The organism is Xanthomonas cucurbitae (assembly GCF_002939885.1).
GTDB classification, from domain to species: Bacteria; Pseudomonadota; Gammaproteobacteria; order Xanthomonadales; family Xanthomonadaceae; genus Xanthomonas; species Xanthomonas cucurbitae.
The window spans coordinates 19877-35504 of record NZ_MDED01000003.1 but is presented as its reverse complement, the minus strand read 5'-3'; the positions used below and the strand labels follow the sequence as shown (position 1 = coordinate 35504).

Annotated in this window: 16 protein-coding genes; 10 read left to right on the top strand and 6 right to left on the bottom strand. The window is 67.3% G+C overall.

The features are described from left to right. Window positions 1-21: 21 nt before the first annotated feature. Window positions 22-288, top strand: coding sequence for a DksA/TraR family C4-type zinc finger protein (locus tag XcuCFBP2542_RS02515; RefSeq protein ID WP_104602060.1), 267 nt, complete (start codon window positions 22-24; stop codon window positions 286-288). A gap of 72 nt (window positions 289-360) precedes the next feature. On the opposite strand, the gene XcuCFBP2542_RS02510 is transcribed toward XcuCFBP2542_RS02515, so the two are convergent. From XcuCFBP2542_RS02510 to XcuCFBP2542_RS02495, 4 genes are all read right to left on the bottom strand, one after another. Beyond that, the gene (locus XcuCFBP2542_RS02510) at window positions 361-954 is read right to left on the bottom strand and encodes a mechanosensitive ion channel domain-containing protein (protein WP_104602059.1); all 594 of its coding nucleotides are present in this window, start codon (window positions 952-954) and stop codon (window positions 361-363) included. Window positions 955-1194: 240 nt separating this feature from the next. Then, window positions 1195-1380: a hypothetical protein gene (locus tag XcuCFBP2542_RS02505; RefSeq protein ID WP_029221706.1), complete on the bottom strand. Its 186-nt coding sequence runs from the start codon at window positions 1378-1380 to the stop codon at window positions 1195-1197. Between the two features lie 184 nt (window positions 1381-1564). Continuing rightward, a complete protein-coding gene (locus XcuCFBP2542_RS02500; RefSeq protein ID WP_104602058.1) occupies window positions 1565-2941 on the bottom strand; it encodes an Hsp70 family protein in 1377 nt (458 codons plus the stop codon). Window positions 2942-3038: 97 nt separating this feature from the next. Further along, window positions 3039-3512: an FKBP-type peptidyl-prolyl cis-trans isomerase gene (locus tag XcuCFBP2542_RS02495; protein WP_104602057.1), complete on the bottom strand. Its 474-nt coding sequence runs from the start codon at window positions 3510-3512 to the stop codon at window positions 3039-3041. A 279-nt stretch (window positions 3513-3791) separates the two neighbouring features. Between XcuCFBP2542_RS02495 and XcuCFBP2542_RS02490 the strand changes: the two genes are divergently transcribed. Further along, window positions 3792-4127, top strand: coding sequence for a zinc ribbon domain-containing protein YjdM (locus XcuCFBP2542_RS02490; protein WP_104602056.1), 336 nt, complete (start codon window positions 3792-3794; stop codon window positions 4125-4127). Between the two features lie 335 nt (window positions 4128-4462). Here the strand turns inward: XcuCFBP2542_RS02490 and XcuCFBP2542_RS02485 are convergent, their stop codons facing one another. Continuing rightward, complete coding sequence (locus XcuCFBP2542_RS02485) at window positions 4463-5581, bottom strand: alkene reductase (protein ID WP_104602209.1); 1119 nt, start codon at window positions 5579-5581, stop codon at window positions 4463-4465. 210 nt (window positions 5582-5791) lie between these two features. Here XcuCFBP2542_RS02485 and XcuCFBP2542_RS02480 point away from each other — a divergent pair, with 210 nt between their 5' ends. From XcuCFBP2542_RS02480 to XcuCFBP2542_RS02450, 6 genes are all read left to right on the top strand, one after another. Then, window positions 5792-7000, top strand: coding sequence for an MFS transporter (locus XcuCFBP2542_RS02480; RefSeq protein WP_104602055.1), 1209 nt, complete (start codon window positions 5792-5794; stop codon window positions 6998-7000). Window positions 7001-7587: 587 nt separating this feature from the next. Next, on the top strand, window positions 7588-8043 hold the full coding sequence (locus XcuCFBP2542_RS02470; RefSeq protein ID WP_104602053.1) for a PA2169 family four-helix-bundle protein: 456 nt from the start codon (window positions 7588-7590) through the stop codon (window positions 8041-8043). 265 nt (window positions 8044-8308) lie between these two features. After that, window positions 8309-8911, top strand: a complete 603-nt coding sequence (thpR, locus tag XcuCFBP2542_RS02465) for an RNA 2',3'-cyclic phosphodiesterase (protein WP_104602052.1) — start codon at window positions 8309-8311, stop codon at window positions 8909-8911. 48 nt (window positions 8912-8959) lie between these two features. Further along, window positions 8960-9565, top strand: a complete 606-nt coding sequence (locus tag XcuCFBP2542_RS02460; protein ID WP_104602051.1) for an HD domain-containing protein — start codon at window positions 8960-8962, stop codon at window positions 9563-9565. Window positions 9566-9628: 63 nt separating this feature from the next. After that, window positions 9629-9811 (top strand): oxidoreductase-like domain-containing protein, encoded by a 183-nt coding sequence (locus XcuCFBP2542_RS02455; protein WP_104602050.1) that lies wholly within the window; start codon window positions 9629-9631, stop codon window positions 9809-9811. A gap of 69 nt (window positions 9812-9880) precedes the next feature. Next, window positions 9881-11260, top strand: a complete 1380-nt coding sequence (locus XcuCFBP2542_RS02450; protein ID WP_104602049.1) for a virulence factor — start codon at window positions 9881-9883, stop codon at window positions 11258-11260. Window positions 11261-11687: 427 nt separating this feature from the next. Here the strand turns inward: XcuCFBP2542_RS02450 and mprF are convergent, their stop codons facing one another. Then, window positions 11688-14252, bottom strand: coding sequence for a bifunctional lysylphosphatidylglycerol flippase/synthetase MprF (mprF, locus tag XcuCFBP2542_RS02440; protein WP_104602047.1), 2565 nt, complete (start codon window positions 14250-14252; stop codon window positions 11688-11690). A gap of 261 nt (window positions 14253-14513) precedes the next feature. Between mprF and XcuCFBP2542_RS02435 the strand changes: the two genes are divergently transcribed. Together XcuCFBP2542_RS02435 and XcuCFBP2542_RS02430 are read left to right on the top strand one after the other, a co-directional pair. Then, window positions 14514-15233, top strand: a complete 720-nt coding sequence (locus XcuCFBP2542_RS02435; RefSeq protein ID WP_104602046.1) for a DUF998 domain-containing protein — start codon at window positions 14514-14516, stop codon at window positions 15231-15233. A gap of 1 nt (window position 15234) precedes the next feature. Beyond that, window positions 15235-15582 (top strand): RidA family protein, encoded by a 348-nt coding sequence (locus XcuCFBP2542_RS02430; RefSeq protein ID WP_104602045.1) that lies wholly within the window; start codon window positions 15235-15237, stop codon window positions 15580-15582. Window positions 15583-15628: the final 46 nt, after the last annotated feature.

Here is a 15628-nt window from a genome sequence, read left to right as displayed (position 1 = left end):
GACCAACACAGGTGAGCGACCATGGCGACCGGATGGGCGGGTGATGGCGCGGTGCAGGACCAGATCGATGCCACGGTGGAGGAGGCGGTGCTGCGCGCGCGACGCCAGCTGCACCACGGGCCCAGCCTGAGCCATTGCGAGCAGTGCGATGCGCCGATTCCGGAAGGTCGGCGCATGGCGATGCCTGGCGTGCACCTGTGCGTGGGCTGCCAGCAGGCGCATGACCTGGAGCATGGCGCGCAGGGCGGCTACAACCGGCGCGGCAGCAAGGACAGCCAGTTGCGTTGAGCATGCCGCCCGTTGCCGGGCTGCGCTGCGTTCCATGCACCGCGTGGGAGCCATGCGCGCTGGCGCATGTGCCTAGCCGGCGTTGAAACCGCTGGTTTCGCGCCAGCGACGCGTGGTGCGCTGGAAGAACAGGCTGTTGGGAACCTGCAGTACGCTGCCTGCATGGTCGCCGCGTTCTTCCAGGGTGGTGTAGATCACGTTGATGTCGATCACGCGGCCCTTGAGCCCCGGCTTGTCGCCGCCCTCCAGCAGCTCGATATGGTCGTAGAGCCGGAACGGGCGCGTGGTGACGATCAGGAAGGTGCAGAAAATGTTGGACAGCACGCTCCACGCGGCGAAGAACGCCACCGCGCCGACGGCGGCAAAGCCGGTGAATGCAGTCCACAGGGTAGTGGCCGACACGCCCAACACCCGTAGCACCAACAGCAAGGCGCTGACCGAAATGACCAGGCTGCCTGCGCGACGAATGCCCATCATCATCTCGGCAGGCACGCTGTAGCGTGCACACGACCGCCGCAGCAGTTGCCGGAGCAGCAACCTGACCAGCCCCGCCAGCGCGAGGATCAGCACGATCTTGATGGTGGGCACTGCAATCGCCAGCCACTGCGCGTTCCAGTGCGGCAACAGGCTGCGGATCATGGCGGGCAAGGCGTCGGGCGCGGACATCACAGCATGCGAAAACGAGGGGGGAAATCATTGTAGCGGCCAGGCATGGTCGCCGGTGCCTGCTTGCGCTGAACATCCGGTCATAAGCTGGGAGATTCGTTCGATGATCGGCTGTCTCGACGATCACCACATGGCGCGCTGCCATGCAAGGGGCCTGATGACATGCAAGAACGCGAGTGGATCAGGCAAGGCGCCGCGCGCCCGGCGTCGGGCACGCGGCCGATACCGCTGAGCCGGACGTCAGCCGATCTTGTCGCCGTCGTTGCGCGCCGGTCCAAAGTTGGTGGTCAGCACTTCGATCCGGCCGCCGGTCTTGCGGAACGCGGCAATGTCGGCGGCAATGCGCTCGCGACTGAGCGGCTGCGACTTGCCTTCGCTGCGAGCGATGCTGGGCTGGGATTTCTGCTTGGTCGCGGGACGTGCCATGTGGCCTCCTGTAGCGGGGAAGTGCAATGACACCGCGTGCGGCAAGGGTGGCGCGCGCGTGAAGCGGTGTCGAGAGATGCGGCTGCGTTCGGTGCGCAATCGCAGGCGGCACGGCGAGCGTGCCTTGCCCACACAAGCTTGCGGGCAGCAACCATGCATTATACGAGCTGACTGGCGGCTTGTGTTAACCGTCCGATGGACGGGTGCCGCCTGCCGCGGCCCAGGCCAGGCCTTGCACGACCCCGAACGAGGGGTCGCCCTGCACCATGCGCGATTCGGGGAAAGCGGCAGCCACTGCGTCGCGCAGATAGCCGGCACGCGACATGCCCCCGGTCAGGAACAGCGTGGCCGGCGGCGCGGCCATGTCGGCGCGGACCTGCGCCAGCAGCGTTTCCAGCTCGCGCAGGTAGCTGGAAGCGGACGCAATCAGCGCGTCGGCCTGGACGTCCACCTGCAGTCCGCGTTCGATGAAATCCAGCGGCGTGTGATGCTGGCCGGCTTCGCTGAGCGCGATCTTGCAGGCTTCCACGTTGCGATACAGGCGCGCGGTATTGCCGGTGTCCTGCAGTGCCCGCAGGCGCGTATCGAACGGGGCCGGGGCGTCCTGATACTTGTGCAGGCGGAATTCGCGCTGGCGCGTCATGTCCTGCACCATCGCCGCTTCCACGTAATGGTGCGCCGGCACGCGAGTGACGCCGCGGCCGAACAGTGGCATGTAGCTGGCCAGGCTGAGCGCAAGATCGATATCGGTGCCGCCGCGCGCGATGCCCCAGGCGCGGTGCACCTGCGGGGCAGTGCTACCGCCGACGCTGGCATGCGCGATATCGGTGGTGCCGCCACCGATGTCCACCACCACGGTGTCGTGGCGGCTGTCGTGGCTGACGTGGTAGTGCATGGCCGCAGCAGCGGGTTCTTCAAGGAACTCCACGCTGTCGAAGCCGGCGGCGATGGCGGCGGTCTGCAGGATCTCCAGTGCCTGTGCGTTGCCGGCTTCGCCGATCGAACTGCGGAACTGCACCGGACGACCGAGCACGGCCTCGCGGATATTGATGTCGAACTGGCGCGAGGCGGTAAGGCGGATATGTTCCAGCACATGCGTGGCGATGCCGGTGATGGTCTGGCGTGCACGCGGGTGCAGGTTGTAGCCCAGCATCGACTTGGGGCTTTGCACCAGATTGCCTTCGCCCTCGAGAAAGTAGGCATCCAGCGCCTCGTCGCCGTAGACCGCGTTCTGCAGCAGGGCCGCCGAGCTGCGCGGCTCGCGTACCTGCTGCTCCATCCATTGGCGACGCACGATACGCAGTGCGTCGCGGCGCAGGCTGTCGGGGTTGGCGGTGCGCCCGGCGGCGGTGGCGTCGCGGCGTGCGGAATCGATCAGGCGGTCCATCTCGTATTCCAGCGCCGGTGTCAGGCTGAAATCGTCTGGGTCGCGCATGGTCTCCGGGAAATACACCGTGGTGCGGAACTGCAGGGCCTCGCCGAAGCGCACCGGCTGCACCCGGCCATTGACGATGGCCGCGGCGGCAGAGTTGCTGGTACCGAAGTCGATGCCGAGTTTCATGCGCAGCTGCCTGGGAGCGGGCCGCGCACTTTACTACGGAGGCCGCGTCCGCTGCCCGGGCTGCCGCAACGCCCGATGACGCGCGGCAGCCGCCGGATCAGGCCGCGATGTCGTCCACGTGGCCCTGATTCAATTCTTCGGTGGTGGCCTCGCGGACCTGTACCACCTCGACTGCGAAATGCAGCGTTTGTCCGGCCAGCGGATGATTGCCATCCACAGTGACTTGCGCGGGGCCGACCTCGGTCACGGTGACCAGTACCGGCCCCTGCTGGGTGCGGGCTTCGAACTGCACGCCCGGCACCACCTCGATATCGCCCGGGAAGGCCTCGCGCGGCACCTGCTGGATCAGTTGCGCGTGCCGCGGGCCGTAGCCTTGTTCCGGCGCAACGTCGGTGGTGAGGGTATCGCCAGTCTGCCTGCCGTCCAGGGCCTGTTCCAGGCCGGGCACGATGTTGCCGGCACCATGCAGATAGCTGAGCGGCGCGTCGGGCGAAGAGCGGTCCAGGACCTGGCCACTATCGTCGGACAGGGTGTAGTGAATGGTCGCAACGCGACCCTGGCTGATTTCCATTGGAAACCTCCATGACGGGTGATCGAGGGGAGTGCATCGGCGGATTCACGATGCCAAGAGGTGCTGCACGCCCACCGTAGGCAATCGGGCAGGATCATGCAACCGTGGCATGCAACGGCAGTTGGGCGAGGATCAGCTTGGCACGGCAGTGCGATGCTTGTGCCTGTCAGTGGTAAGTCGTCGTGGTGTGTGCAGCCGGCGCGTGCACTGGTGGTTGACGCAGGCGTGATCGCACGGCCGGGCGGCTACAATCCACGCCCATTTCCAAAAAGGAATCGCATGTCCAGCGTCCCCGCCTGCCCGCAATGTGGCCAGGACAACACCTATGTCGACGGCGCCTTGTCGATCTGCGCCGATTGCGGCTTCGAGTGGAGCGCCGGCGATGTCGCCGCGGATGCCACGCCGGTGCGCGACAGCAATGGCAATGTGCTGCAGGCCGGCGACACGGTGACGGTCATCAAGGATCTCAAGGTCAAGGGATCATCGATTCCGCTCAAGCAGGGCACGCTGATCCGCAATATCCGCCTGGTCGAAGACGACGCCGAGCATATCGAAGGCAACTCGGAAAAGATCAAGGGCCTGGTGCTGAAGACCTGCTTTCTGCGCAAGGCCTGACCGCTGGGTGGCGGCTGCATGGCCAGCCGCGTTGCGCATGATGACGTCGATGCTAGCGGCACGCGGCGTGCACGTCATCGGGCGACGCCAGGATGGGCGCGGCATGCGCACGCGTCGATGGCGTGTATGCAGGCACGATGCGTCATGCGTCATGCGTGGCTGCGCAACATTCCGGCCATGGGTCTGCGTCACGCGGAGGCTGGCCGGTTACCCGATCGCCGCCGCATGGCAACGACTATCGGGCGTGCTGTCAGCCGGCTTGCGGCGGCCAACCAGCCACAGCGCGCAGTCGGCGGATGGGCCTGGACGGCGCGCGGCAGGTTGGCCAGCCATTCTTACTCGGGCAGCGCTGGATAGTCGGTGTAGCCCTTGGCGCCACCACCGTACAGCGTGGCCTGGTCCACGTCGGCCAGTGGTGCGTTCTCGCGCAGGCGGCGTGGCAGGTCCGGGTTGGCAATGAAGGGGCGGCCATAGCCAATTGCATCGGCGTAGCCGCTGCGGATGGCCTGCTCGGACATGCTTCGGTCGTAACCGTTGTTGGCAATCCAGGCGCCGTCGAACTTGGCGCGCAATGCGGGGTAGTCGAAGGCGATGTTGTCGCGTGCACCGCCGGTGGCGCCTTCGATGACATGCACGAAGGCCAGGCCGCCGATCAGGTTCAGCCGCTCCACCGCGCGTTCGAACAACGGCTGCGGATCCGAATCGTGTGCGCGGTACACCGGGGTGACCGGCGACAGGCGCACGCCGGTGCGTTCGGCACCGATCTCGTCGGCGATGGCCTGGACCACTTCGGTGAGCAGACGGGTGCGGTTTTCGATAGCGCCACCGTAGGCGTCGGTACGCTTGTTGGAGCCATCGCGCAGGAATTGATCGAGCAGGTAGCCGTTGGCCGCATGCACTTCCACCCCGTCGAAACCGGCATCGAGCGCGTTGCGCGCAGCGATGCGGTAGTCCTCGATCAGCGCGGGGATTTCGTCCAGCGCCAGGGCACGCGGTTCGGAAACATCCTCGAAGCCGTTCTTGGTGTAGGTCTTGCCTTCTGCGCGAATCGCGCTGGGCGCGACCGGCACTTCGCCCGGCGGCAGCACGCTGGTGTGCGAGACGCGGCCCACATGCCAGAGCTGCAGCACGATCTTGCCGCCATGGCGATGCACTGCATCGGTCACCGCGCGCCAGCCGGCAACCTGTTGCTTGCTGTGGATGCCGGGCGTGTCCAGGTAGCCCTGGCCAAGCGGACTGATCTGCGTGCCTTCGGCAACGATCAGCCCGGCGGTGGCACGCTGGCCGTAGTAGTCGGCGGCCAATGGTGTCGGCACCTGGCCGGCGCCGGCGCGGTTACGCGTCAGCGGCGCCATGATGACGCGGTTGGCAAGGTCCAGCGCACCCAGGCGCACCGGGGAGAACAGCGGGGATTCAATGGAGTTGGACATCAGCAACCAGTCGAGTGGGATCACACGCAAGGCGCGGCGCCGCGGCAATCGCGGTGCTTCACAGCGATGGTGGCGGACCCATGCGGATTCGAGCGACGCTGGTAGGACACAGCGTCTCCTGGCGGACTGAAACGCGACAGGCAGGGCTTCAGGGCTGAACCGGCGGACCTGCTGGGCTTTCCTGAATTGCTGCGTTGCACAATAATAAGCCGCCCCGTCAATCTGGAGTCGGGCATGTCCGATATCGATCCTTGCGCGCCCCGCGTGCCCCGGCGCGACTACGTGCTGATCCTGTTGGCGCTGGCGATGGGCGGCTTTGCGATCGGCATCAGCGAATTCTCTACGATGGGCCTGATGACGCAGATCGCGCAGGGCCTGCAGATCAGCGAGCCGCAGGTGGGTCACGTCATCAGTGCCTATGCGCTCGGCGTGGTCGTGGGTGCGCCACTGCTGGCGATCCTGGGCGCGCGCTGGCTGCGGCGCACCTTGCTGCTGTTGCTGATGGTGTTCTACGCGCTGGGCAATCTGGCCAGTGCGCTGGCGCCGACTTATCACAGCATGCTGCTGTGCCGCTTCATTGCAGGCCTGCCGCATGGGGCCTACTTCGGCGTGGCCTCGCTGGTCGCAGCCTCGATCAGCCCGCCCAATCAGCGCGCCACCGCAGTGGGGCACGTGCTGCTGGGCTTGAGCGTGGCATTGCTGGTAGGCAATCCGCTGGCGACCTGGCTGGGGCAGATCGTCAGCTGGCGTTGGGCGTATGCGTCGGTATCGGCGATCGCCTTGGGCACGGTCGCGGCGGTGGCGGCCTTGCTGCCGCCCGCGCCGGACGAGCCGCGCCAGCAACCGCTGCGTGAGCTGCGTGCGTTCAACCGGCCGCAGGTGTGGCTGGCGCTGGCGATCGGTGCTGTGGGGTTTTCCGGCATGTTCTGCGTCTTCAGTTATCTGGCGCCGACATTGACGGCGGTGACCGGCGTGGATGCGGCGCGCATCCCGCTGGCCATGGCTGCCTTTGGCGTGGGCGGCGTCCTGGGCAGCATCCTGGGCGGCTGGCTGTTCGATCGCCTGCAGTTCCGCGCGGTGCCGGTGCTGCTGGGGTGGTCGATCGTGGTGATGCTGACCTTTCCGCTGGCGGCGCACTCCGGCCTGTGGGTGTTCGTCTCCATTGTCGCGGTGGGCACGATGGGCGCACTGGCGCCGGCGCTACAGACCCGCTTGATGGATGTGGCCGCCGAGGCGCAGACCTTGGCTGCAGCGTCCAACCATGCAGCGTTCAATACCGCCAACGCGTTGGGGCCATGGTTGGGTGGCCTGGCGATCACCGCAGGCTGGGGCTGGACGTCCACCGGCTACGTGGGCGCTGCCACCGCGCTGGGCGGTGTGCTCATCTATGCAGCGGCGCTCTGGCAGGAGCGCCGTCAGCGCAGCACCTTGGTGAGCGATTGAAGGGTTGAATGCAGTGCCCGTCACTGGCGGCGGGCAAAGGCATCTCTGATATCCGGATTCGGACACCAGGCATGCGCCTGAGTGCGTGCGTGTCACCGTAGCGGAGACGGCGCTGCGGCCTTGCGCGGTGATGCACTCCACGGCGATCTCACGACCAGGCATCGACACTGCCTGCCTGACCGCAAGCGGACCGAACCGCCATGACTGACTTCACTCCACCGCCGTGGAAACGCACAAGCCCCAAACGCAAGGCGTCCACGCCGTTGACGCAAGCGCAGAAGGCTGCCGCCAGACGACGTGCCGACGAGGCCGGGCGTCCATACCCGAATCTGATCGACAACATGTGGGCCAGTCGGCAACCGAAAGGTTCTTGATGCGGTATTGGCATCGATGAATCGCAATTCATCGGCCGCACGATGGCGTGAGGACGGCGCCCGCATCGCTCACATGCCGATTATGTCCGCGCCGCCAGCATGGAGCCGTACACAACGCCAAGGCAGCCCGGTCAACGCATCGACCGTGCCACTCCCCGAAAGCCGGCGCAACGCATCAACGCGCAGCGCGGCCCATGCAACCAGGAGCAACACATGAGCATCCAGAGCAAGACCGAGCACAGCCTCAACGACCTGATCGCCATTTCCCGTGACGGCAAGGATTTCTACGAGGAAGCCGCTGCCAAGGTGGGCGATGCAGAACTGGCCACGCTGTTTCGCCGCATCGCCGGCGTCAAGAGCGACATCGTGAGCAACCTGAGCAGCGTGGTGGCTTCGGTGGGCGGCACACCGGAAAAGCACGGCACCATGGTCGGTAGCATGCAGCAGTTCTACGGCAAGGTCCGCGCGACGTTGGGCGACACCAAGTATGGCTACGTTGCCGAGTTGGAGGAGTCGGAGGATCGCCTGCTGAAGGCGTTCGATGAAACCATCGCCGACCAGGAGACGCCGGCTGCCGCACGCGACGCCGCGCTGCGCCTGCTGCCGGAAGTACGCGCTTGCCACGACGTCATGCGCAACCGCAAGCACGCCATGAAGAACGCGGCGTAACGCACTTGCCCAACCGTAGTGCATTGCGGTGATGCAGCTCCGGAGTAAATCGATACGGGCGGGAAACGGGTAGCGCAAGCTGCCCGTTTCTTTTTGTGCGGTGTGCAATGTCGGCCGCGTGGCGCCCATCACTCGGTGCAGTTCCACGAGTGCGGCGCGTTCCACGGTGATGCGTGCGACTGCGGCGTATTCGGCAGGCATTGGGTCTGCTAGTATCCGCCGCCCTTCCTCAGCCAGGCCCGCGCAGGCGGACGTGGACACTCCCATGAAACAGCAGTTTCTCTATCTGTCATCGGCCGAGGCGCAGTTATCGCTGGGCTTGGGCGAAGAGAAGACCACCGAGCGGCTGTTCTTTGCGGTGATGGCAGATGCGCAGACCGCGCAACGCGCGAGCGACATCGCCAACGCGCTGCTGCAGGCAGGGCAGGTGGACGGAAAGCGGCTGGGGCGCGAGCGGCTGCATGTAACCTTGCATCACTTAGGCGATTACGCGGGCGGATTGCCGCCGTCGCTGGTCAGCCGCGCCAGCCAGGCTGCCGAGCGCATTGCGCTGCCGGCCTTCGAGGTGGAGTTCGACCGCGTTGGCACCTTCGGTGGGCGCCGCTCGCAATTGCCGTGCGTGCTGCGCGGCGAGGAGCAGGTGCGCGGGCTGTACGCGTTGCAAGGTGCGCTGGGGCGTCAGTTGGCACACGTGGGCATTGCCGGCGATACGCAGTACACGCCGCACATGACCTTGCTGTATTGCAACCAGGCCCTGCCGCAGAGACGTTGCGAAGCACTGGCCTGGACGGTGCGCGAGTTTGCGCTGGTGCGCAGTTTCCTGGGGCAGTCGCGCTACCAGATCGAAGGGCGCTGGCCGCTGCACTGAGCCACCGCGCCCATGGGCAGCGCGGTGCGTACGCGCTAGCCTGCGTGCATGGACCTCACCGCCCCGCTACCCTTGCACGCCGACCACCTGGCCGTCCTGGAACAGGCCTACGCCATTCCGCCGCGCGCCTATCATCACTTCGGCCATGTGCGTGCGCTGCTGCAGCACTATGCCGAGGTCGCTGCCGGGCCGGGCTGGCAACAGCCGGTCGAAGTCTGGCTGGCGGTGCTGTTCCACGATGCGGTGTACCAACCCGGGCGCGGCGACAACGAAGCGCAATCGGCAGCCTGGGCCCTGGACTGCATTCCGCGGTGGTGGCCACAGGCCGAGGTGGACCTTGCGCGTGTGCAAACGCTGATCCTGCTCACTGCACGCCATGGTCAGCTACAACCGACCGATGTCGACGAAGACGCCGCGCTGTTCCTGGATTGCGACATGGCGATCCTGGCGGCGCCGGCGCAGATCTTCGATGCCTATGACCGCGCAATCGCCGACGAGTACCGGGGGCATGTGCCTGTGCTGCTGTTCCGGCTGAACCGGCGCCGCTTCCTGGCCGGCCTGCTGAAGCGGCCGCGTATCTTTCTCAGTGCGTATTTCCATGCCAACGCCGATGCCGCGGCGCGCGCCAACCTGCATCGCCGGCTGGGCCATTGACCAACCTTGCGGTGTGCTGTGCCTGGCCGTGGGAGGACCGATCGCGCACGCTACAATGGCCGCATGCACGACCACGCCGTTTCCGCCACCGATCCACGCCCGCAGCCGCCGCAGGCGCCAGCCCCCAACGAGTGCTGCGAGAGTGGCTGCCCGCTGTGCGTGCACGATCTGTACGCCGAGGAGCTGGGCCGCTACCGCCAGGCCCTGGCTGCCTGGGAAACCCGTCAACAGGCGCGGGCGCGGTGAGCGAAGTACTGCGCTTCGCGGCACGCGCCGGAACGATTATCTTTGGACCACTTTCCCCGATGGTGCGACATGCGACGACTTGAACGATGGAGCGCGCTCTGCGGCGCGGCGGTGTTGACGCTGTCGGGCATGGCTGCCGCGCAGGCTCCAGATCCGGAGCCGTTAAGCCATGGGCGGTTCGAACAGGTGCCGGTGCTGATGCCCAAGGGCGAGCCCGAGCGCGTGGTGATCTGGTTGGCCGGCACCGGCAACGCCGGCAAGCGCCAGGCGCAGGCACAGGCGCTGCGCGACGATGGTGCGATGGTTGCCCTGGTGGATACCGCGCATCTGTACGCGGTGCTGCGCAAGGCGGGCGGCGCCTGCACCTTCTCGGTTGGCGACGTGGAGAACTTCTCGCGCTACCTGCAGGCCTTCCACCACATTCCCACCTACCGCCTGCCGCTGCTGGTGGGCGATGGCGAGGGCGCTGCGTTGGCCTATGCCATCGGCGCGCAGGCCAAGCCGCATGTGCTGGCTGGCGTGCTCACCGATGGCCTGTGCCCGGTGGCGGTGAACGGGCAGGCGATCTGCCAGCCCGGCGTGCGGCCGGGCAGCAACGCATTGCTGCCGGTGCCGTTACAGATCCCCTGGGTGCTGGCCGGCAGCCAGGATAAGCGCTGTCCGGCGGCAGCCGAAGCCGCCTTCCTCAAGCAGATACCGCAGGCGCGCAGCTTCAAGCGGTCCGTGCGCGGCGACATCCTGCCCGGCCTGCGGGCCGCGGCCCGCTCGCTGGGCGAACAGAAGGGCGTGGCCTTGCCGCCGCCGCCGGGCGGCCTGGCCGACCTGCCGGTGGTCGAGGCGCCGGCTGCGCCAGATGGCGACAGCGACGACGACACCTTCGTGATCTTCGTCTCCGGCGACGGCGGATGGGCCGGTCTGGATGAAGAAGTGGCCGACGCGCTGGCCGCGCAGGGTATTCCGGTGGTGGGGCTGGACTCGCTGCGTTACTTCTGGACCGAGCGGACCCCGCAGGGCTTCGCCACCGACCTGGACCGCATTGCGCGCATCTACGCGCAACGCTGGCAGCGCAAGCGCGTGGTGCTGATCGGCTTCTCGCAGGGCGCCGACGTGTTGCCGGCGGCGATCAACAAGCTGCCTGCGGCCACCCGGCAGAACATCCGCATGACCGCGCTGCTGTCGGTGGGCAAGCTGGCCGATTACGAATTCCACGTCAGCAACTGGCTGGGTTCGGACGACGAAGGCCTGCCGATCGCGCCAGAAGTGCAGCGCCTGCCGGCCGGCACCACGGTCTGCATCTACGGCCAGGACGACGACGACGCCCTGTGCCCGAGCCTGCCTGCGCAGGTCGCCAGGCGCGTCGCGCTGCCGGGCGATCACCATTTCAAGGGCGATTACGCAACTCTGGCCAAGACGATCATGGAGCAGTTGCACGCACTGTCGACGCCTTGAACGAGCGGGACAGTTTGACCATGCGTCGGCCAACTCTCGGCCGACGCGTGGTCAGCAACCCCCTCGTCGCTGTTCGTTCGGCCGTCTGATGCGACCAGTGGTGCTTGCGCGTGTCCCTCACCACCGGTACGCGCGCAAGCGCCCGCAGCACGCCCGAGCATCTGCAGGGAAACGATGGATGTCGTGCATAGCGTGATCGGTGCGCGGAGTGGGTCGATGGCGCGGCGCCGCATCCGGTGTCGGGACACGCCGTGAATCCGTCCCTGGAGGCGCGGTAGCGGCATCCATGCCGCCACACGGTCCCACCCCCGGACGCGACACCGCGCTCCCCATAGTGCTACCGCTGATCGGCGAGCACTCCGCTCAAGCACGCAGGCGCCCTCAACAGACTGACACAGTCGCGTAACGCGGCAGGTTGCGCGTCGCCTTACTCCTGCCGGCCAGGATCCACCGAGATCAGGCGGGTCACATCCAGCAGCGCCGCCGGCAGGTGCATGCCGCCGGGCGCGACCAGATAGCGCGGGCGCCAGGTCGGGGAGAACTTCGATTTGAAGCGGCGTAGCCCGCTGAAGCCGTAGAAGCGCTCGCCATGCCGTGCGACCAAGCTGGCGAAGCGGTTCCAGCGGCCGGCCAGGCGATGCTCGGCCAGCCCCGACAACGGCGCCATGCCCAGCGAGAACCGGGTGTAGCCATTAGCCTGCCCCCACAGGAACAGCTCGATGAACAGGAAGTCCATGGTGCCCTTGGGCGCCTGCGCGCTGTGCCGCATCAGGTCCACCGACAGCTCGCCGCCGGCCGGCGCGCACCACACGTTGGCAAAGGCCACGATCTGGCCTTCGGCTTCGGCCACCGCGACCGGGAAGCGGCGCAGGTAGTCGCCATCGAAGCTGCCCAGGGAGAACCCTTTCTCTTCGCCGGATTTCTCTTCCAGCCATTGCTCGGACACCTCGGCCAGGCGCGGCAGGACCGCGTCCACCTGTTCCGGCGGCAGCATGCGGAAGCTCAGGCCGCCGCGCTTGCCGCGATTCCAGGCCTGGCGCAGGTCGGCACGGTCGCGGCCTTCCAGCGTGAAGCCTTCCAGCGGCACGATCGCCTCCTCACCCAGCTTGACCAGGGTCAGGCCCATGTCCAGGTAGGTCTGCCAGTACTTCTCGCCCACCTGGTAGAACACCGGGCGCAGGCCCATGCGGTCGGCCTCTTCGCGGAACCGCCAGATCAGCGCGCACGCCACCTCCGGCGGGCCGACCGGGTCGCCCATCGAAATCAGCGAGCCGCCGTAGCGCTGCATCATCACGAAGCCGCGGCTCTGTTCGTCGAGCAGGAAGGCCTTATCGCCGGTCAACGCCAGGCAGGCCTGGGTATCGGTGCTGGTCGCAAGGACCGGTGCCAGGGTCTGCAGCACCGGCGCATCGGCAGGCGGCATCGGGCGCCGCCCGCCGCGCAGCAGGCGCGCCATGCCGAAGACGATCACGCCCACGCACAGGATCAACGCCGCGCGCAGCGCCCGTGGGGCATTGGCGGAGGTGGCGAACTCCCACCACAGGTCGTTGCTGTATTCGACATGGCTGTAGACGAAGAACAGCAGCCAGAAGGTGGCCACCAGCACCAGGCCCAGGTTGCTCAACCAGCGCCACGACCAGGCTTCGTCCAACAGCGCGCCCTGGCGGTAGAACTCGCGGCGCGCGGCCCACAACGCCACGGCCGCCAGCGCCGCCGACAGTGACACGGAGATATGGCTGCCGCGCAGCAGCGACAACGGCGGCAGCAGCACGCACACGCCTAGCGCCAGGACCCAGGCCGCATGGCTGCGCCGCTGCAAGCCCTGGCCGATCAGCAGCAGCATCATGCCGCCCAGGCTGACCAGCAGGTGCGAGGTTTCGATCAGCGGCAGCGGTGCCACCTCCTGGCGCGCGCGCGGGGTGGGCAAGGTGCCATCGATCACCAGCGCCGCACCGACCGCAAACACCGCCAGCGCCAGGATCTGCGGCAGCCACGGGCGCAACGCCCTCCACAGCGTGCGGGCGGTGCTGGCGCTGGCGCGCACCGGTGCGCCGAGCCCGGAAGCCGCAGCCATGGCCACCGAGATCAGCAGCGGCACGATGTAGTAGGTGACCCGGTAGGCCAGCGCCGCAGCCAGCACGGCGGCAGGGGTGACGTGCGGCAGCAGCTTGAGCAGGCTCCACTCGAACACGCCCAGGCCTGCCGGCACGGTGGAGATCAGGCCGGCCACCACCGCCACCAGCCAGATGCCGATGAAGCCGAAATAGCCGGCACCCGGGTCCGGCGGCAGCAGCACGTAGAACGCCGCCGCCGCCAGGCCCAGTTCCACCACGCTGAGCGCAGTGACGCCGAGCACGGTGTTGCGGTCCGGCAACCAGAAACGGTGGCTCCGGATACCGAATTCGCGGCCCTGCCTGCCCACTAGCGCCAGCATCGCCACATAGCCTGCCAGTAGCGCGATGCCGGCGATGCGGATGCCGTCGGCGGCGATCGGCAGCGCGCGTGCGGCCGCTTCCGGCTCCAGCAGCAATGCCAGCCCGAGCAGCACCCAGGCGCCGAAGACGAAGCCCAGTGTGCTCATCAGCACCACCTGGCCGATCTCGGCCAGGGTCAGCCCCACGCTGCCGTAGCCGCGCAGGCGCACCGCGCCACCGGTGAGCGCGGCAAAGCCCAGGGTCTGGCCAACCGCGTGTGCCATGAACGCAGTGATGCCCACCCGCGCCGGATGCAGCCGCTTGCCGGTGCGCTTGAGCCCCACCCAGTCGAAACCCACCAGGCAGGCGTAGCTGCTCAGCCCCAGCAGCAGGGTCAGGGCGATCTGCCCGGCACCCAGCGCGCGGAATGCCTGGCGGATCTGGCGATAGCCATGGTCGGTGAACTGCGCCGACAGCGCGTGCAGCGCCATCGCCAGGATCGCCAGGCTAATCAGCACCGGCAGGGCGCGTCGCCAGCCGCTGGAGGGCGCTTCGGAAGACATCGAGGTATCCGTCATAAGGGCAACGCGGGTTGTTGAAAGGGAAGAAGGGCCGATGCACGATACGTGCCGCGCGCACACAGGGTCAGCAGGGGACAGGCGGATGGACGGTGCATGGAGCGTGATTGCCTGGAAGCGCCGAAGTGAGGTGGACACATGCTTCGGCTGGGCCGACACCCCGTCGGCACACCATGGCCGCGCGCATCATAGGGCAAAGGCACGCACAGGTGCCGTACCGCTGGCGAAGGCGGCAATCACGGTTGGAAGGCAGACAGCTCGATGACACGCAATCTCCAACAGCCGCCGCCGGTGGTGTCCCCGGCCCCGGCCGGTGCGCCACGTTGGAGCCGGCAGGCCGGCGCGATCGCCGCTGGGGCCGGTGTGGCCTTCATCGGGCTGGTGCTGGCGCTGCAATGGTGCCGCAGCGATCTGGACTGGGTCGATGCGCAGCTGAGCGCGTATCTGCACGGCCGCTACGGCCTGTTGCTGCGGACCGCCTACTGCCTACTTGCCGCAGCCATGGCGTGGTTGGCGCTTGGCCTGTCTGCAGCGCTGGCGCCGTCTGCCCGCAGCCGGACCGTACTCGGCCTGTTCTGGAGTGCGGCGCTTGGCCTGTGCGTGGTGGCGATCGGCGACAGCTGGATGCCGGAGCTGGCGCCGAATGCCGCGGCGATGGTGCATGTGCTGGCGGCCGATGCCACGTTCCTGTGCGTTGTTGCGGCGATAGTGCTGCAGTCGTGGTACTTCCGCTCCGATCGCGCATGGCAACACCACGCCGCAGTGGCGTTCGGCCTGGGGTGGGCCGCGTTCGCCGTGTTGCTGTTCCACGTCAGCGTGCCGGCCGCACCGCCCGGCATCAGCCAGAAAACGGCCATCGTGCTGATCGTGATCTGGATGGTAGGGGCCGGGGTGCGGTTGGCGTGTGCCGCGCCCACCGAGGCTGCACGCCCGCCGCATTCGCGCCACAATGGCCCGGTCAATCAATTGGAGGACACCTGAAATGCTGCAGCGATTCGATACCGGCCCGCGCATGTCGGAAATGACCGTCCACGGCGGCGTGTGCTACCTGGCCGGGCAGATTGCCGAAGACACCCACCAGGACATCACCGGCCAGACGCGCCAGGTGCTGGGCGAGATCGACAAGTTGTTGGCGCTGGCGGCCAGCGACAAGACCAAGATCCTGCGCGCTGAAATCTATCTGGCCGACATCGCCGACTTCGACGGCATGAACGCCGCCTGGGACGAATGGGTGCCGCATGGCTTCACTCCGGCACGTGCCACCGTGGAAGCGAAGTTGGCGCGTCCGGAATGGAAGGTGGAAATCGTCATCACCGCTGCGGCGGGCTGACCGCCCCCGCAGGCCGATCGCTGGCGACGAGCAGCGATCATCTGCC